The sequence below is a fragment of the Winogradskyella ludwigii genome (genome assembly GCF_013403985.1).
Taxonomy (GTDB): Bacteria; Bacteroidota; Bacteroidia; order Flavobacteriales; family Flavobacteriaceae; genus Winogradskyella; species Winogradskyella ludwigii.
This window is the reverse complement of record NZ_JABFDF010000004.1, coordinates 44748-70500: the sequence shown is the minus strand read 5'-3', so window position 1 is coordinate 70500 and position 25753 is coordinate 44748. Positions and strand designations below refer to the sequence as shown.

The 25753-nt window shown below is 31.4% G+C and carries 25 protein-coding genes; 21 read left to right on the top strand and 4 right to left on the bottom strand.

Features of this window, described 5'->3' with window-relative positions:
• Window positions 1–64: 64 nt before the first annotated feature.
• On the bottom strand, window positions 65–1612 hold the full coding sequence (porX, locus tag HM981_RS10820; protein WP_179338817.1) for a T9SS response regulator signal transducer PorX: 1548 nt from the start codon (window positions 1610–1612) through the stop codon (window positions 65–67).
• 41 nt (window positions 1613–1653) lie between these two features.
• Between porX and HM981_RS10815 the strand changes: the two genes are divergently transcribed.
• From HM981_RS10815 to hisIE, 19 genes are all read left to right on the top strand, one after another.
• Complete coding sequence (locus HM981_RS10815; protein WP_179338816.1) at window positions 1654–2883, top strand: HD domain-containing protein; 1230 nt, start codon at window positions 1654–1656, stop codon at window positions 2881–2883.
• Window positions 2884–2934: 51 nt separating this feature from the next.
• Window positions 2935–3963, top strand: a complete 1029-nt coding sequence (lpxD, locus tag HM981_RS10810) for a UDP-3-O-(3-hydroxymyristoyl)glucosamine N-acyltransferase (protein WP_179338815.1) — start codon at window positions 2935–2937, stop codon at window positions 3961–3963.
• Window positions 3950–5356, top strand: coding sequence for a bifunctional UDP-3-O-[3-hydroxymyristoyl] N-acetylglucosamine deacetylase/3-hydroxyacyl-ACP dehydratase (locus HM981_RS10805; protein ID WP_179338814.1), 1407 nt, complete (start codon window positions 3950–3952; stop codon window positions 5354–5356). The genes lpxD and HM981_RS10805 overlap by 14 nt, the downstream gene beginning before the upstream one ends.
• Window positions 5357–5681: 325 nt before the next feature.
• The gene (lpxA, locus tag HM981_RS10800; protein ID WP_179338813.1) at window positions 5682–6467 is read left to right on the top strand and encodes an acyl-ACP--UDP-N-acetylglucosamine O-acyltransferase; all 786 of its coding nucleotides are present in this window, start codon (window positions 5682–5684) and stop codon (window positions 6465–6467) included.
• A 109-nt stretch (window positions 6468–6576) separates the two neighbouring features.
• The gene (gene efp, locus HM981_RS10795) at window positions 6577–7143 is read left to right on the top strand and encodes an elongation factor P (RefSeq protein ID WP_179338812.1); all 567 of its coding nucleotides are present in this window, start codon (window positions 6577–6579) and stop codon (window positions 7141–7143) included.
• 77 nt (window positions 7144–7220) lie between these two features.
• Complete coding sequence (locus HM981_RS10790) at window positions 7221–8156, top strand: UDP-3-O-(3-hydroxymyristoyl)glucosamine N-acyltransferase (protein ID WP_179338811.1); 936 nt, start codon at window positions 7221–7223, stop codon at window positions 8154–8156.
• A 134-nt stretch (window positions 8157–8290) separates the two neighbouring features.
• Entirely contained in the window at window positions 8291–9163 is an 873-nt protein-coding gene (gene sucD / locus HM981_RS10785) for a succinate--CoA ligase subunit alpha (protein WP_179338810.1), read from the top strand.
• Window positions 9164–9380: 217 nt separating this feature from the next.
• Window positions 9381–10127: a 3-oxoacyl-[acyl-carrier-protein] reductase gene (gene fabG / locus HM981_RS10780; RefSeq protein WP_179338809.1), complete on the top strand. Its 747-nt coding sequence runs from the start codon at window positions 9381–9383 to the stop codon at window positions 10125–10127.
• 28 nt (window positions 10128–10155) lie between these two features.
• Window positions 10156–12189 (top strand): VWA domain-containing protein, encoded by a 2034-nt coding sequence (locus HM981_RS10775; protein ID WP_179338808.1) that lies wholly within the window; start codon window positions 10156–10158, stop codon window positions 12187–12189.
• Window positions 12190–12196: 7 nt separating this feature from the next.
• Window positions 12197–13009: a prohibitin family protein gene (locus HM981_RS10770; protein ID WP_179338807.1), complete on the top strand. Its 813-nt coding sequence runs from the start codon at window positions 12197–12199 to the stop codon at window positions 13007–13009.
• Between the two features lie 267 nt (window positions 13010–13276).
• Window positions 13277–14134, top strand: a complete 858-nt coding sequence (hisG, locus tag HM981_RS10765; protein ID WP_179338806.1) for an ATP phosphoribosyltransferase — start codon at window positions 13277–13279, stop codon at window positions 14132–14134.
• Between the two features lie 15 nt (window positions 14135–14149).
• Window positions 14150–15439, top strand: a complete 1290-nt coding sequence (gene hisD, locus HM981_RS10760; protein ID WP_179338805.1) for a histidinol dehydrogenase — start codon at window positions 14150–14152, stop codon at window positions 15437–15439.
• A gap of 54 nt (window positions 15440–15493) precedes the next feature.
• On the top strand, window positions 15494–16537 hold the full coding sequence (gene hisC / locus HM981_RS10755) for a histidinol-phosphate transaminase (RefSeq protein WP_179338804.1): 1044 nt from the start codon (window positions 15494–15496) through the stop codon (window positions 16535–16537).
• Window positions 16538–16628: 91 nt separating this feature from the next.
• Window positions 16629–17762: a bifunctional histidinol-phosphatase/imidazoleglycerol-phosphate dehydratase HisB gene (gene hisB, locus HM981_RS10750; RefSeq protein ID WP_179338803.1), complete on the top strand. Its 1134-nt coding sequence runs from the start codon at window positions 16629–16631 to the stop codon at window positions 17760–17762.
• A gap of 88 nt (window positions 17763–17850) precedes the next feature.
• Window positions 17851–18432 (top strand): imidazole glycerol phosphate synthase subunit HisH, encoded by a 582-nt coding sequence (hisH, locus tag HM981_RS10745; protein WP_179338802.1) that lies wholly within the window; start codon window positions 17851–17853, stop codon window positions 18430–18432.
• A 34-nt stretch (window positions 18433–18466) separates the two neighbouring features.
• Window positions 18467–18661: a GIY-YIG nuclease family protein gene (locus HM981_RS10740; protein ID WP_218846408.1), complete on the top strand. Its 195-nt coding sequence runs from the start codon at window positions 18467–18469 to the stop codon at window positions 18659–18661.
• A gap of 128 nt (window positions 18662–18789) precedes the next feature.
• Window positions 18790–19533 carry a 1-(5-phosphoribosyl)-5-[(5-phosphoribosylamino)methylideneamino]imidazole-4-carboxamide isomerase gene (hisA, locus tag HM981_RS10735; RefSeq protein WP_179338801.1) on the top strand — a complete coding sequence of 248 codons (744 nt, stop codon included), beginning with the start codon at window positions 18790–18792 and terminating at the stop codon, window positions 19531–19533.
• Between the two features lie 89 nt (window positions 19534–19622).
• The gene (gene hisF / locus HM981_RS10730; protein WP_179338800.1) at window positions 19623–20378 is read left to right on the top strand and encodes an imidazole glycerol phosphate synthase subunit HisF; all 756 of its coding nucleotides are present in this window, start codon (window positions 19623–19625) and stop codon (window positions 20376–20378) included.
• Between the two features lie 6 nt (window positions 20379–20384).
• Complete coding sequence (gene hisIE, locus HM981_RS10725; protein WP_179338799.1) at window positions 20385–20984, top strand: bifunctional phosphoribosyl-AMP cyclohydrolase/phosphoribosyl-ATP diphosphatase HisIE; 600 nt, start codon at window positions 20385–20387, stop codon at window positions 20982–20984.
• 91 nt (window positions 20985–21075) lie between these two features.
• Here the strand turns inward: hisIE and HM981_RS10720 are convergent, their stop codons facing one another.
• Together HM981_RS10720 and HM981_RS10715 are read right to left on the bottom strand one after the other, a co-directional pair.
• Complete coding sequence (locus HM981_RS10720; protein ID WP_179338798.1) at window positions 21076–22311, bottom strand: S41 family peptidase; 1236 nt, start codon at window positions 22309–22311, stop codon at window positions 21076–21078.
• Window positions 22312–22406: 95 nt separating this feature from the next.
• Entirely contained in the window at window positions 22407–23204 is a 798-nt protein-coding gene (locus HM981_RS10715; protein WP_246286218.1) for a LytTR family DNA-binding domain-containing protein, read from the bottom strand.
• Window positions 23205–23274: 70 nt separating this feature from the next.
• On the opposite strand from HM981_RS10715, the gene truA reads away from it, so the two are divergent.
• Entirely contained in the window at window positions 23275–24060 is a 786-nt protein-coding gene (gene truA, locus HM981_RS10710; protein ID WP_179338797.1) for a tRNA pseudouridine(38-40) synthase TruA, read from the top strand.
• 171 nt (window positions 24061–24231) lie between these two features.
• On the opposite strand, the gene HM981_RS10705 is transcribed toward truA, so the two are convergent.
• Window positions 24232–24453: a hypothetical protein gene (locus HM981_RS10705; protein ID WP_179338796.1), complete on the bottom strand. Its 222-nt coding sequence runs from the start codon at window positions 24451–24453 to the stop codon at window positions 24232–24234.
• 335 nt (window positions 24454–24788) lie between these two features.
• Here HM981_RS10705 and HM981_RS10700 point away from each other — a divergent pair, with 335 nt between their 5' ends.
• A complete protein-coding gene (locus HM981_RS10700) occupies window positions 24789–25691 on the top strand; it encodes a mechanosensitive ion channel family protein (protein ID WP_179338795.1) in 903 nt (300 codons plus the stop codon).
• Window positions 25692–25753 lie beyond the last annotated feature (62 nt).

The window sequence follows — 25753 nt, the reverse complement described above, 5'->3', positions numbered from 1 at the left end:
AAAACATCTTGTTTTTTTTAATATTGAAGATGTTCTTCGTAATAAATAAAATACGTCGTATATATTATTTAGGATCCATAACTACAAAGGGAATAACCATTTCCTCTAGTGAGACACCTCCGTGCTGATAAGTGTTTCTGTAATAACTGACATAATGATTAAAGTTATTAGGATAGGCCAAAAATAGATCTCCTTTAGCAAAAATAAATGAGCTACTCATTGTTAGCGTTGGTAAATGAACAGATTTCGGGTTTTTAATAGCTAAAACATCTTTATCCTGATAAGTTAAACTTCGGCCTGTTTTATAACGTAGATTTAAGCTCGTGTCTCTATCGCCAATAACTTTTGTTGGTGATTTTACATTTATAGTACCATGATCTGTTGTTAATATTAATTTAAAACCAAGTTGTTGAGACAACTGAATCATTTCTAATAAAGGCGAATTCTTAAACCAACTAACCGTTAATGAACGATAAGCTTTATCGTTAGACGCTAATTCTTTAACAACTTCCATTTCAGTTTTAGAATGAGATAACATGTCCACGAAATTATAAACGATAACATTAAGATCGTTATCTTTTAAAGATCTAAAGTTTTCAACTAATTTCTTACCAGCTCTAAGATTCGTAATTTTATGGTATTCATGCTTTAAGTGTCCTAATCCTAAACGTTTTAATTGCTCTCTTAAAAAATCACCTTCATGCATATTTTTTCCACCTTCATCTGTATCGTTTTTCCAATATTGAGGAAATAAACTTTCCATATCAGCAGGCATTAAACCTGAGAAAATTGCATTTCTCGCATATTGTGTTGCTGTTGGCAAGATGCTGTAGAAAGCTAGTTCTGAAGCTTTTTTGTAATAATTATTAACAATAGGCTCAAAGGCTTTCCATTGATCGTAGCGTAAATTATCAATTACCATTAATACTGTTGGTTGCTTATCACTTAATTCTGGTACTACCTTGTCTTTAAAGAGGGTATGCGACATTACAGGAGCATCAGTGTTAGGTTGAAACCAATCTTCGTAATTTTTCTCAATAAATTTACCAAATTGCATATTGGCTTCGGTTTTCTGAGACTCTAATATGTCAGTCATTCCAACATCTTCAATGTTTTCAAGTTGTAATTCCCAATAAATAAGTTTTTGATATAATTCTACCCATTCTTCATAAGAATTAACCATAGACAAGTCCATGGCTATCTTTCTAAACTCTTGTTGGTAGTTAGAAGTTGTTTTTTCAGACACTAATCTAGAGTGATCCAAATTCTTCTTTAAGCTCAAAAGAATCTGATGCGGATTTACAGGTTTTATTAAATAATCTGCAATCTTATTACCTATGGCTTCCTCCATGATATATTCTTCTTCACTTTTGGTAATCATTACCACAGGTAAATTGGCACGTCGTTCTTTAATTTCGTTTAAAGTTTCTAAACCTGTAAGACCAGGCATATTCTCATCTAAAAAAACAATATCAAAATTAGTATCTGTAATAATTTCTAAAGCCTCAGTACCACTTTGACACTTTGTAACGGTATAGCCTTTTTGCTCTAAAAAAATAATATGTGGCTTTAGTAAATCGATTTCATCGTCAACCCAAAGAATATTTATCATGTTGTGGTATATTTGTTTATTAATTATTGAATTCTAAAATTTTGCCTACAAAAAATAAGCTTAAAATCTTTAACGATCCAATTTACGGATTTATTACTATTCCGAATTCGTTAATATTCGATATTATTCAACATAAATATTTTCAGAGATTGCGTAGAATTACTCAAATGGGTTTATCCTATTTGGTTTATCCCGGAGCACATCACACGCGTTTTCATCATGCTTTAGGTTGTATGCATTTAATGCAAAAAGCCATCAATGTACTGCGTTTTAAGGGTGTTGAGATTTCTGAAGAAGAAGAAACGGGGTTATTAATAGCCATTCTTTTACATGATATTGGGCATGGTCCATTTTCTCATGCTATGGAGCATAGCATTGTAAATGATGTTTCTCACGAGGAAATTTCACTTCGTTTTATGGAAGAACTCAATATAGAGTTTAACGGAAGTTTAACGTTAGCCATCTCTATATTTAAAGGTGAATATCCAAGACCTTTTATGTGTCAACTTATTTCTAGTCAATTAGACATGGATAGAGCAGATTATTTAAAGCGCGATAGTTTTTACACAGGAGTTGCTGAGGGTAATATTAATAGTGAGCGCTTAATTACGATGCTTAATGTTGTAGATGACCAATTAGTAGTAGAAGAAAAAGGAATTTTAAGTGTAGAGAAATTTTTAATAGCGCGACGTTTCATGTATTGGCAAGTTTATATGCACAAAACAGGAGTAGTGGCAGAGCAATTATTGGTAGGTATTTTAAAACGCGCTAAAGAACTTGTGCATAAAGGTGTAAAATTAAAATGTAGTGATCCTTTATTTTATTTTCTTTCTTCTGAAATTAATGCTGAAAATTTTAATGCTGAAACTTTAGTTATTTTTTCAAAATTAGATGATTATGATATTATTGCGGCCTTAAAAGATTGGCAAAATCATGATGACTTTGTTTTGAGTAATCTTTGTCAAATGATTTTAGAAAGGAATCTATTAAAAATAAAGCTGAAGAATAAGCCTATAAAAGCTTTAGACCTAAAATCGCATGTTGATGCATTGATTAAAAAACATAATATATCAAAGCACGAAGCAGCCTATTTTGTGTTTCAAGGTGAATTAATAAACCAAGCTTATCAGAATAAAACACAAAAAATAAATGTCTTATTAAAGTCCGGGAAAATAAAGGATATTGTTAAAGCATCAGACCAATTAAATCTAAAAGCACTTATTAAACCGATCACTAAATATTATATGTGCTATCCTAAAAACAAATTGTAAACCTTTTTTTCTATTTTTGTGGAAACCAAGAATGACTCTAAAATCTATTCATTGAAATTTACAGCAGAACAAATCGCGGGTATTTTAGAAGGAACAGTTGTAGGTGATCCTAATATTGAGGTTTATAAACTTTCTAAAATTGAAGAAGGTACTCAAGGATCATTAACTTTTTTATCCAATCTAAAATATACTCCTTATATATATACAACAGAAGCATCTATAACTATAGTTAATGATGACTTTGAGCCAGAAAAACCAATTTCTACTACACTTATTAAAGTAGAGGATGCCTACGAAGGGTTTTCTAAATTATTAGAATATTACAATCAGGTGAAGTTAAATAAATCGGGAATTGAACAACCTTGTTTTATTTCAGAATCAACAAAAATACCTGAAGATATTTATTTAGGCGCTTTCTCTTACATAGGAAATAATGTAGAAATAGGAGTTAATGTTAAGATTTTTCCTAACGCTTATATAGGAGATAATGTAAAATTAGGAGACAATACTATCATTTTTTCGGGAGGAAAAGTTTATTCAGATTGTATTCTTGGAAAGAATTGTGTAATTAATTCAGGAGCTATTATTGGAGCAGATGGTTTTGGTTTCGCACCAAATAAAGATGGTGGTTATTCTAAAATTCCTCAAATAGGAAATGTAATTTTAGAAGATTATGTAGATGTTGGAGCAGGAACTACCATAGATCGTGCAACAATGGGTTCTACTATAATTAGATCTGGTGTAAAATTAGATAATCAAATACAAATTGCTCACAATGTAGAAGTTGGAAAAAATACAGTTATAGCAGCACAAACAGGTGTAGCAGGTTCAACTAAAATTGGAGAGCATTGTAAAATTGGTGGTCAAGTAGGTATTGCTGGCCATTTAGTTATTGGAAATAATGTTAGCGTACAAGCGCAATCTGGTATAGGAAGAAATGTTAAAGATGGAGAGATCTTACAAGGATCACCATCCTTTGGGTATACTGATTGGAATAAATCTTATGTTTATTTCAAAAACTTACCTAAACTTGCAAAAACTATTAATGAATTAGAAAAGAAAGTAGATGGCAATAATTAAGACGGAAACGAAACAAAAAACCATTGAAAAAGAGGTAACACTTACAGGTGTTGGTCTTCATACTGGAGCAGATGTAACTTTAGTGTTTAAGCCAGGGGCAGAAAATTCTGGATTTGTTTTTCAAAGAACGGATTTAGAAGGGTCTCCAAAGATTGAAGCAGATGCTAATTACGTTACAAGTACACAACGTGGTACTTGTATGGAAAAAAACGGAGTAACTATTCAGACATGTGAGCATGTATTGGCTGCTTTAGTAGGCTTAGATGTAGATAACGCTATTATTGAGTTAAATGCTTCAGAGCCACCAATAATGGATGGGTCTTCTAAGTTTTTTGTAGAAGCCATTGAAGAGGCTGGGATTGTAGAACAAGATGCTTTTAGAGAAGTATATGAAGTAACGCAAGTTGTGTCATATACAGATGAAGAGTCTGGAAGTGAAATTATTTTAATGCCCTCAAGTACATACCAAATTACTACAATGGTAGATTTTGGTACTAAAGTTTTAGGGACACAAAATGCGACACTTAACAAAGTGTCAGATTTTAAAGATGAAATAGCAAATGCTAGAACTTTTAGCTTTTTACATGAGATAGAAATGCTTTTAGAGCATGGCTTAATTAAAGGTGGTGATTTAAACAATGCTATAGTTTATGTAGATAAAGAATTATCTCCTGAAACTATGGAAAAGCTCAGAGTTGCTTTTAATAAAGATAGTATTGCTGTAAAACCTAATGGTATTTTAGATAACTTAACTTTGCACCATCCTAATGAAGCTGCACGTCACAAGTTGTTAGATGTGTTAGGAGATTTAACATTGATAGGTACGCGTATTAGAGGTAAAGTAATCGCTAATAAACCAGGACATTTTGTAAACACACAGTTTGCAAAAAAAATGTCTAAACTTATAAAAAATGAAAGACGTAATAACGTACCTCAAGTCGATTTAAATTCTGTGCCTTTAATGGACGTGAATCAAATCATGGATATGTTACCTCATAGACAACCGTTCTTATTAATTGATAAGGTTTATGAATTATCTGACAACCATGTTATTGGAATGAAAAACGTGACTATGAACGAAGAGTTCTTTAAAGGTCATTTTCCTGGAGCACCAGTAATGCCAGGTGTTTTAATAGTAGAAGCTATGGCACAAACAGGTGGTATTTTAGTATTGAGTACAGTTCCGGATCCAGAAAATTACTTAACATTCTTCATGAAAATGGATAAGGTTAAGTTTAAACAAAAAGTAGTACCTGGAGATACTTTAATCTTTAAATGCTCATTAATTACTCCAATTAGAAGAGGTATTTGTCATATGCAAGGTTATGCTTATGCTAATGGTAAACTATGTGCTGAAGCAGAATTAATGGCACAGATATCAAAAGTGAAGTAGACCATTTTTTTAGAAATGATTTCAGTCTATTCTAAAATAGATAAAAAACTAAACGCCTACTTCTAGAATTTAATAAGAAGTTTATAACGTATAGAAGTGAAGACATATTTACTGCTTTACTGGAATAAAAAATAGAAATATGAACAGAGCTGAAGTCTAAGTTAAATTTAGATTCAGTAACATTTAAAAGCGAACACATTTTTACCGCTTTATTAAAATAAATATTAGAAAAATGAACCGAGCTGAAGACGACATTAAATTTAGATTCAGTAACGTTTAAAAGCGAACACATTTTTACCGCTTTATTAAAATAAATATTAGAAAAATGAACCAACCGTTAGCATACGTACATCCTGGAGCAAAAATTGCCAAGAATGTAGTTATAGAACCTTTTACAACTATCCATAATAATGTAAAGATTGGAGAAGGCACTTGGATTGGAAGTAATGTGACCATTATGGAAGGTGCTCGAATTGGCAAAAATTGCAGTATTTTTCCTGGCGCAGTAATTTCTGCAGTTCCTCAAGATTTAAAGTATAACGATGAAGATACAACCGTAGAAATCGGTGATAATGTAACCATTAGAGAATGCGTTACCATTAATCGTGGTACTTCAGATAAAATGAAAACTGTTATTGGCGACAACTGTCTTATTATGGCATATTGCCATATTGCTCACGATTGTATTGTTGGTAATAATTGCATTTTTTCTAATAATAGTACACTTGCAGGACACATCACTGTTGGAGATTATGTGATTTTAGCAGGTATGACGGCTGTTCATCAATTCTGTTCTATAGGAAACCATGCGTTTGTAACTGGTGGTTCTTTAGTAAGAAAAGATGTGCCTCCTTTTGTAAAAGCTGGTAGAGAACCTTTATCTTATGTTGGAATTAATTCTGTAGGATTAAGACGAAGAGGCTATGAATCTGAAAAAATTAGAGAGATTCAGAATATATACAGAATGTTATATCAAAAAAATTATAATAATACGCAGGCTTCAGATTTAATTGAAGCTGAAATGGAAGCCACTCCAGAACGCGATGAGATTCTACAATTTATTAAGAATTCGCATCGAGGGATTATGAAAGGCTATTTCAAATCAAATTAAATTTTAAAAACTTTAGATTAAAAAGTAATAGTATAAATCGAAACCTCAGTTAGTTTCTATTTACTTCTAAAGTAGTACACATAAATAATTAAAGATAAACAACAAAATAATGGCAAGTACATCAGATATTAGAAACGGATTATGTATCAATTATAATAATGATATTTATAAAATCATAGAATTCCTTCATGTAAAACCAGGTAAAGGTCCTGCTTTTGTAAGAACTAAAATGAAAAGTGTAACAACTGGTAAAGTTTTAGATAACACGTTTTCTGCAGGTCATAAAATTGAAGATGTACGTGTAGAAACACATAAGTTTCAATATTTATATAATGATGGTGAATTTTATCATTTTATGAATGAAGCAGATTATACACAAATTCGTTTATTAGAAGCTGCTTTAGATAATCCTGGTCTTATGAAAGAAGGTCAAGTGGTTACGATTTTAATTAATACTGAAGATAACATGCCGCTTTCTGTAGATTTGCCTGCATCTGTTGTGTTAGAAGTAACCGCTACAGAACCTGGTGTTAAAGGAAATACAGCAACTAATGCAACTAAACCAGCAACTGTAGAGTCTGGAGCAGAAGTAAATGTTCCTTTATTTATTAATGAAGGTGATAAAATAAAAGTAGAGACAGCTAAAGGAACTTACAAAGAAAGAGTTAAAGAATAATGAATAAATTGGTAGTCTTCAGTATGCATTGCTTACTGTGATTTATATACTGAAGACTGCTAATTGAATATTGAATAATGAAATTTCCAAAACCGCATACATTAAAACAAATTGCATCTTTAATTGATTGCGAATTTAAAGGTTCAGAAGATTTTGAAATTCTAGGAATCAATGAAATTCATGTGGTAGAGCCAGGTGATATTGTTTTTGTAGATCATCCTAAATATTACGACAAAGCTTTAGAATCTGCGGCAACGATTGTTTTAATTAATAAAGATGTTGATTGTCCGGAAGGAAAAGCACTTCTAATTTCGGATGATCCGTTTAGAGATTTTAATAAAATCACAAAACATTTTAAACCCTTTAGATCTTCAAATAGTGCAGTAGCAGACGATGCTGTAATTGGAGAAGGCACTATCATTCAGCCTAATTGTTTTGTTGGTAATAATGTGAAGATTGGTAAAAATTGTTTAATTCATTCTAATGTTAGTATTTATGACGATGCTATAATTGGAGATAATGTAACCATTCACGCAGGTACAATTTTAGGTGCAAGTGCGTTTTACTATAAAAACCGACCAGAGGGTTATGATCAATTACTTTCAGGCGGAAGAGTTATTATTGAAGATAACGTAGATATTGGTGCGCTTTGTACTATAGATAGAGGAGTTACGGGCGATACAAGAATTGGAGAAGGTTCTAAACTCGACAATCAGATTCAAATTGGTCATGATACTGTTTTAGGAAAAAAATGTTTAATAGCATCACAAACAGGTATTGCTGGCTGTGTTGTTATAGAAGATAATGTAACGATTTGGGGACAAGTAGGCGTAAAGAGTGGTATTACAATAGCTAAAGGAACAGTTATTTATGCACAATCGGGATTAGGACAAACAACAGAAGAAGGAAAAACTTATTTTGGTTCTCCTGCAGTAGAGGCTAGATCATTTTTTAAGGAAAGAGCTTACATTAAGAAAATTCCTGAAATGCTTCAAAAGTTAAAAACTTTATAATAAACTAATTTTAGAGCAATAACAATTAGTCTATATTGTTACTAAAATAAATTACAAAAAGAGGTCGTTTTTGCGTATAAAATCGCTTATTTTTGCATAACAATTTACATAAAACTTAAAATCAACAATATCAAATGAGCGTTTTAGTTAATAAGAATTCTAAGATTATAGTTCAAGGTTTTACAGGTAGTGAAGGTACATTTCACGCTGAACAAATGATTGAATATGGTACTAACGTTGTTGGAGGTGTAACTCCAGGTAAAGGTGGTCAAACACATTTAGACAGACCAGTTTTTAATACAGTTCTAGAGGCTGTAGAAAAAGTAGCTGCAGATACAACAATTATTTTTGTACCACCAGCATTTGCTGCTGATGCTATAATGGAAGCTGCAGATGCAGGTATTAAAGTAATCATTACAATTACAGAAGGTATTCCTGTTGCTGATATGATTAAAGCTTCAGATTATATAAAAGGTAAAGACTGTCGTTTAGTAGGTCCTAACTGTCCTGGAGTTATTACTCCTGGTGAAGCTAAAGTTGGTATTATGCCAGGTTTTGTATTCAAAAAAGGTAATGTTGGTATCGTATCTAAATCAGGTACTTTAACTTACGAAGCTGCTGATCAAGTTGTAAAACAAGGTCTAGGTATTACTACTGCAATTGGTATTGGTGGAGATCCAATTATTGGAACTACAACTAAAGAAGCAGTAGAATTATTAATTAATGACCCAGAAACTGAAGCAGTTGTTATGATTGGTGAAATTGGAGGTCAATTAGAAGCAGATGCTGCACAATGGTATAAAGCAAGTGGAAGTAAAAAACCTGTAATTGGTTTTATTGCTGGTGAAACTGCTCCTGCTGGTCGTACAATGGGACATGCTGGTGCTATTGTTGGTGGTAGTGATGATACTGCTCAAGCTAAAAAGAAAATTATGGCAGAATGTGGAATCCACGTTGTAGATTCTCCTGCTGAAATAGGAAAGAAAGTAGCTGAAGTTTTAGGCTAATATCTTTTACATAAAACTGTTAAAAACCTTACAAAATCTTGTAAGGTTTTTTTATTTGATGCAAATTGTAATTATTATATTTGAATCACAGTGTTTATAAAATTGTCAATTATATTAAGTTTTAAATTATTTAAAAATTTAAAAAATAATCGAATACAATTAGTGATAAAATGAGCACTGTATAACTAAATAAGAACTAACTAACCGACAAATAAGTATGAAATTATTAGAAGGAAAAACGGCTATAATAACAGGTGCAAGTCGTGGCATAGGAAAAGGAATTGCAGAAGTTTTTGCACAACACGGAGCTAATGTAGCATTTACATACAGTTCTTCTGTAGAGGCAGCAAATGCTTTAGAAATAGAGTTAAATGCTAAAGGTATTAAAGCTAAAGGTTACCAAAGTAATGCCGCAAATTTTGATGAATCTCAGAAGTTAGCCGTAGATGTTTTAGCAGAATTCGGTTCTATTGATATTTTAGTGAATAACGCAGGTATCACAAAAGATAATCTTCTCATGCGTATGACAGAGGCAGATTTTGATAAAGTGATTGAAGTGAACTTAAAATCTGTTTTTAACATGACAAAAGCTGTACAGCGTACCATGTTAAAACAACGTAAAGGTTCAATTATTAATATGAGTTCTGTTGTTGGTGTAAAAGGAAACGCCGGACAAACTAATTATGCCGCTTCTAAAGCCGGAATCATTGGTTTTTCTAAATCTGTAGCTTTAGAATTAGGATCTCGTAATATTAGAAGCAACGTCATCGCACCTGGTTTTATTGAAACAGAAATGACAGCTAAATTAGACGAAGACACTGTAAAAAGTTGGAGAGCTGGTATTCCATTAAAACGTGGAGGTACAGCAGAAGATGTTGCTAATACTTGTGTGTTTTTAGCAAGTGATTTAAGTGCTTACGTAACAGGGCAGACTATTAACGTCGATGGTGGTATGCTAACATAATTAACAATTGTATTTTATAAACAGTTTAATGCAAACCGAAACCATATTATACATAACTATTGCTGCAATTACAGCGCTTTTATTAGCGCTGTTTCAGTATTTGTATAAATCGAAATTATCATCCAAACGTAAGTATGTTTTAGCTGCGCTTAGATTTGTTTCAATTTTCGGCTTGTTGTTATTGTTAATCAATCCCAAATTTGAATCCTTCACGTACACTAATGAAAAGCCAACTTTGGTTATCGCTGTAGATAACTCGGAATCGGTTTCTTATTTAAAACAAGAAGAAAAGGCTAGAGAAGTAGTACAAGCTTTAAGAAGCAATACTGAATTAAATAACCGTTTTGATATTCAGCCATATAGTTTTGGGAAATCGGTTAACAGCTTGGATACTCTGAATTTTAAGGAGCGTCAATCGAACTTGGCATTAGCGTTAAAACAATTTGGTGAAGTTTATGCGAACCAAACAGCACCAATTATAGTCTTAAGTGATGGAAATCAAACTTTTGGTTCAGATTATAGTTATATCGCAAAAAGTATTAAGCAGCCTATTTATCCTATTATTCTTGGAGATTCTACAGTACATTCAGATTTAAGTATAAAACAGCTTAATGTTAATCGTTATGTTTATCTAAAGAATAAGTTTCCTATTGAGATTATCGCGAATTATAGTGGTAATGAAACCATAAACACAGAACTTAAAATATGGTCTGGGAATTCTGTGGTGTTCAGTAAAAAAGTACAGTTTAGTGCATCCAAATCATCAGAGATTATAGCAACCACTTTAATAGCAAATAGTGTTGGTGTAAAGACCTATCGAGCTGAATTGGTTGCTTTAGAAAACGAAAAAAATAAAGTTAACAACTCTAAGAATTTTGGTGTAGAAGTCATTGATCAGAAAACAAACATTGCGTTGGTTTATGATCATTTACATCCAGATTTAGGGGCTTTAAAAAAGGCTATTGAAACCAATGAACAACGTGGTGTTTCAATATTAAAACCGAAAGAATTTTTAGATAAAAAAAATGATTTTCAGTTAGTTGTACTATATCAGCCTAATAATAAGTTTAAGTCAGTTTTAGAAGCGATTAATGATCAAAATCTGAATACTTTTGTGATAACAGGAGCGTCAACAGATTTCAATTTTTTAAATAGTGCTCAATTAAAGTTTAATCATATTATCACAAATCAGACTGAAGATTACCAACCAACTTTAAACAGAAACTATAATACATTTATAATAGATAATTTAGATTTTAATAATTATCCACCTTTAAAATCGGAGTTTGGAGCTATTGAATTTTTAGTGCCTAACGATATTATTTTTTATAAATCTGTCAATGGAATTACAACAGAACAACCTATGCTTTCAACTTTTGAGATCAATAACTCAAAGCATGCATTGTTAAGTGGAGAAGGTATTTGGAGATGGAGGGCTCAAACGTATTTAGAAACTGAGAGTTTTGTAGATTTTGATAATTTTATTGGTAAACTCGTTCAATACTTAAGTTCTAACAAAAAAAGAAAACGTATTAATGTCGATTATAAATCCTTTTATAACGGTAATGATAATATTGTTATTTCAGCGCAATACTTCAACAAAAATTATGAGTTCGATAATTCTGCGTCGTTAAGTATTACATTGAAAAATAAGGATGACGATAGTGTATTAGAAGTTCCTCTTTTACTTAATAATGGGAATTATACCGTAGATTTAAGTGGAATTAACGCTGGATTATATGACTTTACCATTAAACACGATTCTGAAGCCATTGCAACTTCTGGGAGCTTTCAAATACTAGAGTATAATGTAGAGCAGCAATTTTTAAATGCAGATATTACTAAATTAAAAGCGTTAGCAAAACAGAGTGAAGGTAATGCGTATTTTTCGTCGCAATCCACTGATTTAATTGATAATCTAATTAGTGATAATCGATACAAAACCATTCAGAAAGGCACTAAAAATATCGTACCTTTGATAGATTGGAAATATCTACTAGGTTTAATTGCATTATCTCTTTTTGCCGAGTGGTTTATTAGAAAATATAACGGATTAATTTAAAGAAACAATGGAAAAATTACCAAAGATTGGATTGCCTATTTTAATTGGAGTTGTAATAATAGTGATATTATTAGCAAAGTCATTAGTCACTATTGGACCTGGTGAAGGTGGTGTTTTATTTGAACCGCTAGGAAATGGTATTAATACAGAAAGAACTTATGGTGAAGGATTTCATATTGTAGCGCCTTGGAATAATATGATTGTGCAAAAAGTACGTCAGCAATCTATCTCAGAAAATATGAATGTATTATCTGTAAATGGTTTAGATATTACAGTAAGCGGAACAATTTGGTTTGAGCCAGAATTTAAGAATTTAGGTAAACTAATTCAGACAAAAGGTGAAGATTATATTAATGAATTATTGAATCCTTCAATTAATGCTGCTGCAAAAAGTGTTGTAGGGCGTTATACCCCAGAACAATTGTACTCTAGTAAAAGAGATATTATTGAGTTAGAAATTTTAGAAGAAGTAAGAAACGAGCTCGACGGACAATTTGTAAACGTAAAGCGTGTTTTAGTTGAAAATGTAAAACTTCCTACGACTATTAAGGATGCAATTGAGCGTAAATTAAAGCAAGAACAAGAATCTTTAGAGTATGAATTTAGACTTGAAAGTGCAAGAAAAGAAGCTGAAAAAGTAATTATTGAAGCTAAAGGTAAAGCAGAATCAAATAGAATTCTAAGTGCATCTTTAACAGATAAAATTCTTCAAGATAAAGGGATTGAAGCTACAGTAAAGTTATCTGAATCACCAAATAGTAAAATTATTGTTATTGGTTCTGGAGATTCTGGAATGCCAATCATTTTAGGGAATCAATAATTTAGAGAAATAAATATTATTGATTTGTTAAAAGTTTAATTCTTTTGAGTTAAAATTAGGATTTACAAATATTATTTAACAATCTTTGTAACAAGAAATAAAAACATGACATCTATTCAATTTCATCATCATTTTCATTTAATCGTTCAGACGAGGTGAAAGTGTGTTGAGTAAATTCAAAATATATTTTAAAACCCGTTTGAGAATTTCAAGCGGGTTTTCTATTTTTAAAACTCAAAGTTATTCTTAGACATTATCCAATAAGAAATGAATAAATTAAAAATTGCAGTACAAAAATCAGGACGTCTTAATGAAGACTCCATGAAAATTTTAAAAGAAATTGGTATTTCTATCGATAACGGAAAAGACCAACTTAAAGCTTCGGCTCGTAATTTTCCTTTGGAAGTGTTTTATCTTAGGAATGGCGATATTCCTCAGTATCTAAAAGATGGTGTAGTTGATGCAGCTATAATAGGAGAAAACGTATTGATAGAAAAAGGAAATGACCTCACTATTGTAGAACGTTTAGGTTTTTCGAAATGTAAAGTATCTATTGCTGTTCCGAAATCTTCTAAAGCTAAAAATTTAAAAGATTTAGACGGAAAACGAATAGCAACGTCATATCCAAATACTGTGAATCAGTTTTTAGATAAAGCAGGAATTAAAGCCAATTTACACATTATTAATGGCTCTGTAGAAATCGCACCTAATATTGGTCTAGCTGATGGTATTTGTGATATTGTGTCTAGTGGAAGTACATTATTTAAAAACGGATTAAAAGAAATTGAAACCCTTTTAACTTCTGAAGCCGTTTTAGCAACATCGCCTTTAATTTCAGAAGAAAATCAAGCCTTAATTGATACATTACAATTCCGATTAAAATCTGTTTTAAAAGGAAGAGAAAGCAAGTATATTTTACTTAATGCACCAAATGATAAACTTGATGCTATTGTTAAAATTCTTCCAGGCATGAATAGTCCAACCATTATGCCTTTGGCAAAAGAAGGCTGGAGTTCTATTCACTCCGTTTTAAACAAAAATGACTTTTGGAATATTATTGATGCCTTAAAAAGTAATGGAGCAGAAGGTATTTTAGTGAGTCCTATTGAAAACATGATATTATAAATAATTAAATAGACTATGAAATTATTTATAAATCCAGATAAATCAAGTTGGTCATCGCTATTAAAAAGGCCAACACAGACCATTGGTGATATTGAAACCATTGTAAAAGAAGTGTTCAGTGATGTCGCTAAAAATGGCGATGATGCTATAGATAAATTCACCTCTAAATTTGATGGTGTTTCGCTAAAAACCAATATAGTTTCAACAGAAGAGATTAAAAATGCTGTAAGTAAAGTTGATGAAAACTTAAAGTCAGCGATTCAACTTGCAAAGTCTAATATTGAAAAATTTCATAGTGCTCAAAAAACAGAAAAAGTTTTTGTAGAAACGATGTCTGGTGTAAGCTGTTGGCAAGAAAAACGTCCGATTCAAAAAGTCGGACTTTATATTCCTGGTGGAACAGCACCTTTATTTTCTACCGTTTTAATGTTGGCTGTTCCTGCGCAGATTGCAGGTTGCAAAGAAATTGTATTATGTTCGCCACCCAATAAAGAAGGCAATATTGCTAATGAAATTTTATATGCTGCGCAACTATGTGGTGTAACTAAGATTATTAAAGTTGGAGGAATTCAAGCTATTGCTGGTTTAACTTTTGGTACCGAATCGATTCCTCAGGTTTATAAAATTTTTGGCCCTGGAAATCAGTTTGTAACTGTTGCGAAACAATTAGCAACACAATTTGGCGTAGCTATAGATATGCCAGCTGGTCCAAGTGAGCTTTTAGTTATGGCAGATGATTCTGCTAATGCTTCTTATGTGGCTTCAGACTTATTAAGTCAGGCTGAACATGGCGCAGATAGTCAAGTGATTTTGGTAACAACATCCAAAACATTCGCTGAAGAAGTAAGTGTTGAAGTTAAAAAACAATTAGAAGCATTACCGAGAAAAGACATGGCTAAAGTGTCTATTTCTAATTCAAAAACGATTGTTGTTAATGATTTTGTAACTGCACTAGATTTAATTGACACGTATGGTCCTGAACATTTTATTATAGCGACTGAAAATGATGATTTCTTCATAGAAAACATAAGTAATGCAGGTTCTGTATTTATTGGAAGTTATACACCAGAAAGTGCAGGTGATTACGCTTCTGGTACTAATCACACCTTACCAACCAACGGATTTTCTAAAGCGTATTCTGGCGTAAATTTAGATAGTTTTCAAAAGAGCATGACGTTTCAGAAAATATCTAAAGAAGGGATTCAAAATATTGGTAATGCTATAGAATTAATGGCAGAAGCAGAAGGATTACAAGCACATAAAAATGCAGTAACTTTAAGGCTTAATGATTTAAAAACAAATTAACTAGCGTCACTTCGAGTGATTTTGAGGAACGAAAAATTGTATCGAGAAGAAATAATGAAAAATTTCAATCTAAATAATCTATTAAGAGATAATATTAAGACTATCAAACCATATTCTTCAGCAAGAGATGAATACAAGGATATTACAGATGGCATGCTTTTTATTGACGCTAATGAAAACCCTTTTAATACTAATGTTAATCGCTATCCAGATCCTCAACAAGTAAATCTAAAAAGTCAATTAGCGCAATTAAAAGAAATTTCAGAAAACAACATTCTTTTAGGCAACGGAAGTGATGAAGTTTTAGATTTAATATTTAGAGCATTCTGCGAACCAAATAAAGATAAAATCATTTCGCTTCCACCAACATATGGTATGTATTCAGTTTTAGCAAACATCAATGCTGTTGAAAATATTGAAGTGCCATTAACTAGCGAATTTCAACCAGATTTTGACGACATATCAAGAGCTGCCAATTCACATACGAAGCTATTGTTTATATGTTCACCAAATAATCCGACAGCTAATAGTTTTGAAGCCAATATTATTGAAAAATTAATTGTTGATTTTGAAGGTATTGTAGTTATTGATGAAGCTTATATTGATTTTTCAAAAGAAAAAAGCTGGTTGAGCAGATTAAATGAATTTCCTAATTTAATTGTAACACAAACCTTATCTAAAGCTTATGGTTTAGCCGGAATTAGACTAGGTATTTGCTATGCTTCAGAAGACATTATCTTAGTTTTAAATAAAATAAAGCCACCATATAACATCAATCAATTGACACAAGATAAGGCATCAGAACGATTGAGTAATATTAAGGATATTAAAAATGAAGTTGACATTATTTTGAATGAACGTGAAAAATTAGCAGCTGAATTAAAATCAATTTCACTTGTAGAGATTGTTTATCCATCAGACGCTAACTTTTTATTAGTCAAGGTTGATGATGCTAATAAACGCTACAAACAACTAATAGAAAAAGGTATTGTTGTTAGAAATAGAACAACACAGGCTTTGTGTGAAAACTGTTTGAGATTTACAGTTGGAACTAAAGTTGAAAATGAGAAGTTAATCGAAGTATTAAATCAATTATAACAAGGTTTGTCATTCCTGCGAAAGCAGGAATCCAAAAAGATGAACTATAATTTAAAATAGATTCCTGCCTGCGCAGGAATGACAGAAAAAGATGAAGCCAATATTATTCATAGACAGAGACGGAACTATTATAAAGGAACCTGCAGACGAGCAAATAGACTCGTTCGAAAAATTAGAGTTCTATCCAAAAGTATTTCAATTTTTAAGTAAAATCGCTAAAGAATTGAATTTCGAAATTGTAATGATTACTAACCAAGATGGTTTAGGCACTGAGGTTTATCCTGAAGATACCTTTTGGCCAGTTCATAATTTTGTATTAAAAGCTTTCGAAGCCGAAGGTGTTGTTTTTAAAGAACAATTTATAGATAGGACTTTTGCTAAAGACAATGCGCCAACTCGTAAACCAAATACAGGTTTGTTAACTAAGTATTTTTCTGAGGATTACGATTTAGCAAATTCATTTGTGATTGGAGACCGTTTAACTGATATTGAATTAGCAAAAAACTTAGGTGCAAAAGGGATTTTTATAAACGATAACACCAACTTGGGTACAGATGAAGTTACGGTTAGTAACAATGAATTAGAAGACTATATTGCTTTAGAAACCAATGATTGGGAAGAAATTTATAAATTCTTAAAAACCACAGAACGTATTGGTTCTATTGAAAGAAACACCAACGAGACCAAGATAAAAATTGATGTTAATTTAGACGGAACAGGAAAAAGTAATATTGATACAGGTATTGCTTTCTTTGACCATATGTTAGACCAAATTTCACGTCATGGACAGTTAGATTTAAACATTAAGGTTAATGGTGATTTAGAAGTTGATGAACACCACACTATAGAAGATACAGCAATTGCTTTAGGTGAAGTATTTGCAACAACTTTAGGAAACAAATTAGGTATTGAACGTTATGGTTTCTGTTTGCCAATGGACGATTGTCTTGCGCAAGTTGCCATAGATTTTGGAGGTAGAAATTGGTTAGTTTGGGATGCAGATTTTAAACGTGAAATGATTGGAAAAATGCCAACAGAAATGTTTTATCACTTTTTCAAGTCGTTTACTGATGGTGCAAAATGTAACTTAAATATTAAAGTTGAAGGTGATAACGAACATCATAAAATTGAAGCTATTTTTAAAGCATTTGCAAAAGCAATAAAAATGGCAGTAAAGCAAGATGTTGAAAAAATGATTTTGCCAAGTACAAAAGGAATGTTGTAATTGTGATTTGTCATTCCTGCGAAGGCAGGAATCCAAAAGTATAAATAAAATAGATTCCTGCCTTCGCAGGAATGACAATAAATTGTCAATGAAATTATCAATAGTAAATTACGGAGCAGGAAACATTAAAAGCATTCAATTTGCATTTAAGCGATTAGGTGTAGATGCTATACTAACTGATAATCCAGGTGAAATAATTGCTTCAGACAAAGTAATATTTCCTGGAGTTGGTGAAGCTAGCTCAGCTATGAAAATGCTCAAAGAAAGTGGCTTAGACCAATTAATTCCAAAGTTGAAACAACCTGTTTTAGGGATTTGTTTAGGTATGCAATTAATGTGTAATCATACCGAAGAAGGCGATACCAATGGATTAGGGATTTTTGATGCTAAAGTCAAGCGGTTTTCAAATAAAGTAAAAGTACCTCAAATGGGTTGGAATACCATTTCAAACTTAAAATCTGATTTATTTAAAGGTATTAAGGAAAAGGAGTTCATGTACTTAGTACATAGTTATTATGCTGAGAATTGCGATGAATCTATTGCAACTTCAGATTATGAATTAGAATATGCTTCCGCTTTAGAAAATGACAATTTTTATGGTGTACAGTTTCATCCTGAAAAAAGTGGATTTAAAGGTTCAAAAATTTTACAGAATTTTTTGAATCTTTAAATCCATTCTGAACTTGTTTCAGAATCTTTTGAATATGAAAGAATATTATTGTTACATACTGTCAAATAAAAATAGAACAGTTTTGTATGTTGGTTATACTGATAATATAAAAAGAAGAGTTTTACAGCATAAACAAGGAAATGGAGCTTTATTTACCAAGAAATACAATGTAGTTGATTTAATATTTTATGAAGAGTATGATAATTCTAAAGAAGCTAGAGATAGGTAAAGACAGCTAAAGAATTGGCATAAAGAATGGAAATTGAATTTAATAAAAGGTGTGAACCCAAATTTTAATACAATAAATATTATATAAAGACCCTGAAACAAGTTCAGGGTTGATTAACAAGTTAATCAATGAGAATAATACCAGCAATAGATATCATAGACGGAAAATGTGTTCGACTTACAAAAGGCGATTACAATACAAAAAAAATATACAACGAAAGTCCTTTAGAAGTCGCCAAAGAATTTGAAGCTTCAGGAATTGAATATTTACATGTCGTAGATTTAGATGGTGCAAAGGCAAGTCATATTGTAAATTACAAAGTATTAGAGCAGATCGCATCTCAAACCAATCTTAAAATTGATTTTGGAGGAGGCTTAAAATCTGATGAGGATTTAAAAATAGCATTCAACTCTGGAGCAAACCAAATAACAGGTGGAAGTATTGCTGTTAAGAACCCAGAAGTTTTTCAAAATTGGATTTCTAAGTTTGGAGCAGAACGTATTATTCTAGGTGCAGATTGTAATAACGAAAAAATCGCGATAAGTGGTTGGCAAGAAGAAAGTAGTTTAGAAGTTATTCCTTTTATTAAAGACTATCAATCTAAAGGTATTCAATATGTAATATGTACAGATATTTCAAAAGATGGTATGTTAGAAGGGCCTTCTTTTGAGTTGTATGAGCGTATTTTAAAAGAATGTCATTCAGAGCAAAGCGAAGAATCTATAAAACTCATCGCTTCAGGAGGAATTTCAAAATTTGATGAATTACCACAATTGTTAGAAATGGGTTGTGAAGGTGTAATTATTGGTAAAGCTATTTACGAGAATAGAATCAGTTTAAAAGAACTAGAGAATTTTATAATTAACAAATAATCAAAATGTTGTCATTCCGTACTTGATGCGGAATCCACTTTGAAGATTAAATAATTAGATTTCTGCTTTCGCAGGAATGATAGAAAAATATGTTAACAAAAAGAATTGTACCATGCCTAGATATTAAAAACGGTCGTACTGTTAAAGGTGTGAATTTTGTAGATTTAAGGGATGCTGGCGATCCTGTGGTATTAGCAAAACAATATGCAGATTTAGGAGCAGACGAATTGGTGTTTTTAGATATTGCAGCAACATTAGAAAATAGAAGAACCATGCATGATATGGTTTTAAAAGTAGCGGAACAAGTCAATATTCCTTTTACCGTTGGTGGAGGAATCTCATCTGTTGAAGATGTTGATGACTTATTGCATTGTGGAGCAGATAAAGTGTCTATTAACTCTTCGGCAGTAAAACGACCAGAATTAATTAATGAATTATCTCAGAAATTCGGAAGTCAATGTGTTGTTGTAGCTATTGACGCCAAAGAAGTTGATGGAGAATGGTTAGTGCATTTGGCAGGAGGAACAATTCCGACTGAAATAAAACTATTTGAATGGGCAAAAGAAGTAGAGCAACGTGGTGCTGGCGAGATATTATTTACGTCAATGAATCATGATGGTACAAAAGCAGGCTTTGCAAATGAAGCTTTAGCTAAATTATCAGATTTAGTAAATATTCCAATTATAGCTTCAGGAGGTGCAGGAACTATACAACATTTTGTTGATACATTTAAAGAAGGAAAAGCAGATGCAGCATTAGCAGCTAGTGTTTTTCATTTTGGAGAAATCCCAATTTTAGAATTAAAAGAAGAATTAAAAAATAAAGGAATCCCAGTAAGGATATAAAATATTATGAACGTAGATTTTAATAAAAACCCAGACGGACTTGTTCCTGCAATTATTCAAGATGCATCAACTAACAAAATTTTAATGTTAGGTTATATGAATGATGACGCACTTCAAAAAACAATTTCAACACAATTAGTGACGTTTTTTAGCAGAACAAAACAAAGACTTTGGACAAAAGGTGAGGAAAGTGGCAATGTTTTAAATCTAGTTGATATTAAACTAGATTGTGATAGTGATTCGTTGTTAATTAAAGTTAATCCAAAAGGGCCAACGTGCCATAAAGGTACAGATACGTGTTGGAATGAAACGAATAAAGAAACTTATGGTTTTATTTCTAATCTTGAAGAGACTATAGAATCAAGAATAAAAGCTGGTGATTCTGAAAAATCTTATGTGGCATCACTTTTTGCAAAAGGTATAAACAAAATCGCTCAAAAAGTAGGAGAGGAAGCCGTTGAAGTGGTTATTGAAGCTAAAGATGATAATGACGATTTGTTTTTAGATGAAAGTGCAGATTTGTTATTTCACTACTTAATGTTGTTGCAAGCTAAAGGTTTTAAGCTGAATGATGTAGTTAGTGTGTTAAAAAGTAGGGAAAAATAAACTGTCACTAACTTAGTTAGCGACAGTTGTTCTAATGAAATTTCAGAAAGTTTAATCGTGCATTAGAATCACGTAAATACTTTGTAACTGTTTATATATTGTCAGTTTCAATGATTTTTAAGGTTTGATCAATCCAATCACTATCAAAAGCTAATGGGATTTCAGGATTGATACCTTTTCCTTCGTATTCAAAATATTTATGAAAATTCATATCTGTAGGTGTTATTCTAAAATGTTCTGAAGGCGTGTTGTAACTTCTTCCGTAATTTAGACCATAAGCTATAACTCCAAAAGTAGTTTGTCCTAAGTGTTTAGCATTTTTATTATTTAATAATTTAAGCGTGAACTGTTCACCATTACTTGCTGTAAAAGAATTGGTGAGCACATAAACATTTTTATTCTTTAATAATTTTAAGAAAACATCTGAGTATTTCTTGTTTCCACCACTGTTGCTTCTAAGGTCTACAATTACATTTTTTGCTGTTAGTTTGTCTTTAGTGTCATTATAAAATGTGGTTAATTCTTTTTTCTTGCTATTCCCAAAAGATTTAAAATACAAGTACTGTGTATCTTTATTAATTTGCTTAAAGACTGTAAGGCTATCATTGTTGTCTGCAAACTCAAAATCATTACTGTTTCCTACTTTTTTGTAAGACCAGATTCTGCCGTTATCAAAAGATAAACTTTTTACTAATCCAGGTGTTTTTGTCGCTGTATTATAATAGTAAACGTTGTACTTTTTATTATTGGTGTGTTCAGCATAAAATCTAATGTCGCCAACAGTCCATTGTTTTAAATTCGTTTCTAATACCACACCAATAAGGTCTTTTTTATTATCAGAATAATAGATGCCTATTTTTTCGTTGTCTTTATAATTGTAGATGCCTTCTAAATCGTCTAAAGATTTTTGTGCTAATTCATCTTTTAAATTTGAAATATCAAGACGGGTTTTTGGATGTTGCTTAAATAAGTCTGTAGTTTTAAATTCTAAAAATTGAGAGTCGTTTTCTAAAATAGTTTCAGGTATAATCGTGGTATTAATTTGAAGTGAAGCATGTGCATCATTAACTAAAAGCATTTGTTTTAAAAGCATTTTATAGCAGTCTTCAACAAGAATAGGTTCTTTCATTTTTGAAGAAAGCGTATGGTAAGTTGTTTCAAATTCTACTTCTTTATTGCCGTTAATTTGCTTTTTGTAAGAAGGCATTTTCTTTATTTTTTCAACTATGAAATCTAAATCTGTTTTGCAGTCGCAAGTATTAGATTGTGCAAAAAATGCTAATGTTGAAATAAAAAATGTAATAGTAAATAGTGCTAATTTTTTCATGATTCAATGATTTATATGATTAAACTTTCTGAAGCAAATATATTTTATAAATCAATTACAATTCAATAATAGCAGGTGTTTGGGGCGAAACAACCTTAGTTTGTGGTGGAATTAATAGCCGTTTTTATTTCAGATTGGTAGGTTTTAGAAATTGGCACTTCCACATGATGATTGAGAATAACGGAGAGCTTACCATTTTCTGTTTTCCATTGCTGAAAATGAAATGGATTAATAAGATAAGAACGATGCGCACGGAGTAACTCCGGAAATTCGGCATCAATAGCGGACAGTTTATTTCTTATTAATGTTTTCTTCAAACTAACTCCAGAAAGGTAGGTAACCTCGATATAATTATCTGCAGATTGAATACTTATAATATCATTTATAAATAATCTTAGGCCTTCATAATTACCGTCTCCTTTAATTTCAATTTTTAGATCTTCTAATTGTTTTTCGTAAAATTTACCAAAAGCAAAACGACCTATTAATATAATTGGTAAAATAGTAGCCATTGCAGGAAGAAGTATTGCAGAAAGCATGTAGCCTAAAGTGTATGGATTAGGTTCGTTAGCAACAACGATATAGAGGTAATAAAGTCTAGCAATTAATAGGGTTACAAAAGTGAACGTGAGAATAAATATAATTTCGCTTAAAATGGTCCATGCTGTGTTAGACGTATTGTACAAAAATTGTTGAAAAGGTAGAAATAGAAAATAACAAAATCCGCCAACTAAGCCATAACCAGGTAAATAAATAAGTTTTTCATTATCAGGTAATTCACTGACGTCTAGAGGTTCTGTGAAATACAAAAACATAAACACCCAAATAGCGAGTAATATGCTAATTATAATGTGATGCTTTAATAAAGGATCAAACGGATACGGTCTTTTCAAATTTGTTATTTTGGATCATAAAAATAAGCATTGCTTTTGGATTCTTCAATAAAATAACGTTCTTGCTAGAATGTTTGATAAACGTTATTATTACCTCATAAAAATTCAATATTTAGGCTATCGTTTTCATGGTTGGCAAAAACAACCTACTGTTAAAACGGTACATCTAATGATAGATCGCACCTTGAAATTTATTCTTCAGGACACTAAGTTTAAAACGTTAGGTGCTGGTAGAACAGATGCCATGGTTTCTGCTAATGAAGCAGCTTTAGAATTATTCATTTATAACGATCCTATTCAGGATTTTGACGAATTTTTAGATCTATTCAATCATAATTTACCTCAGGATATTAGAGCGTTATCTATAAAAGAAGTGGATAAAGCGTTTAATATTATTCAGGATTCTAAATTAAAGGAATATCATTATGTATTTTCTCAAGGGCAGAAAAATCATCCGTTTTGTGCACCAATACTAACTACAATTCTAGAGCCTCTCGATGTAGAGATTATGAAACAAGGAGCTAAATTATTTGAAGGCACTCATAATTTTAAAACCTATTGTTATCGTGCAACAGATAAAGGAGAATATGTAAGAGCCATTAAGTCTGCAGAAATTATTGAAAACACCATATATAGAGCCAATTTTTTTCCTGAGCAGACTTTTGTCTTCAAAGTTATTGGAAAAGGATTTATGCGTAACCAAATTAGGTTGATGTTTGGTTGCTTAATAAAATTGGGTAGAGGTGAAGTGACTTTAGAATACATTGAAAGTACCTTAAAACTAGAAAGTACAGAAGTTATGGATTACATAGCACCAGCTTCTGGACTAATTTTACATTCTGTAAATTTTGAATAAAAAAAGCGGTCTAAGATTAATCTTAAACCGCTTTAAATACGTTGTGGAACTTATATTTCTGAATCTCTTATATAAGATTACTAAAAAAAGAGACTATTCACTTACATATAATAAAGAACAGTATTAATTAGATTTCTTTAAGAAACTAAATTATAATATAAGATTCAGGAATTATCCTGCAACGTGAACTTTTGGATCTTTATCCACAAATTTTCCATTAACAGATTCTCCTAAAATGATAACTTCTTTAGATCTTTCATACATTTTTATAGCACGATGCATCTGTAACTTGGTGCCACTGTAAAGTTTTACACCTGATCTAGAGCCTTTATTTCTTATCTCAATATAGAATCCGTCCTTGAGTGCTGTTGGTCTTGTTGCTGGTCTACCCATAAATATAATATCTGTTTTAAATAGTAGTGCATGATAGGGAAAAAAATAAAACCTCACAAGCATTTTAGTTGATAATTTTTAACAAAACTTCAACCGTGATAAAAGTTGTTTGTCGAGTTCCCTTTTTCCTATTGAATTAGCTCTAATTTTTACAATTATCAATATTTTTTTAATAATTAGGAATTTTAGAAAGTATGAGATTAGGTTCAAAATATTTTGAGTTGTATTAAAAACGCTACAAATTTCATTAGCGTTAACACTTAGAGGATACGAGCAAATTTCATCTGTAAAACATAATGATCTTTGTGTGTAATTAAAAAAAATCAAAATATAATATGAAAGATCAGTTTAATACAGCCTTAGGAAACCTAACAGATAAATTAATTGGATGGTTTAACGCCATAATTGAGAATATTCCCAATTTTATTTTAGCTGTCTTAGTGATGATGGTATCGTATTTCGCTGCCAAATACATAAGTAGATTGGTTAAGAAATTAGTATCAAAACAAATCGAGCAAGATTCTATAAAAAGTGCGATAGGTAAAGTTACAGCTGTTCTAGTAGTATCGTTAGGATTATTTGTTGCTCTAGGAGTCTTAAATTTAGGAAAAGCCTTAACGTCTTTACTTGCTGGTGCAGGAGTCGTTGGTTTGGCTATTGGTTTGGCATTACAAGGAACTATAGCAAATACTTTTGCTGGTTTGGTTTTATCGTTTAGAAAGAAAGTGAAAATTGGAGATTGGATAGAAACAACAGGCTTCTCTGGTGAAATTATGGATATTAGCCTTAAAAATTTCACGATTAAAGAAGCCGATAATAATATTGTGATTATTCCAAATACTACGATTTTAGATAATCCAATGAAGAATTATTCACTAACGACAAGAATGAGAGTTTTTCTAGATTGTGGTGTAGGTTATGGATCTGATTTAGAACAAGTGCAGCAATTAACCAAAGAGGTTATTGCAAACACTTTTGATCAAATAGAAACACCAGAAGATGTAGAATTTTATTATACAGAATTTGGAGACAGTTCTATAAATTATTTATGCCGTTTTTGGATTGATGCAGAAAGCATGCTAGAAAAACTAAAAGCAAAAACTAAAGCGATTATTGAAATTAAAAAAGCCTACGATAAAGCAGGTATTAATATTCCATTTCCAATTAGAACATTACAGTTTGATAATCAGTTAGACTTAAAAAGCTCAGAGAAAACAGCTCCAATGTCTGCTAAATAGAAATTAAGTGTTATTTGTTTTTATGCAATTGCGTTAAAACCTTTACGATTTGAGCAAATAAT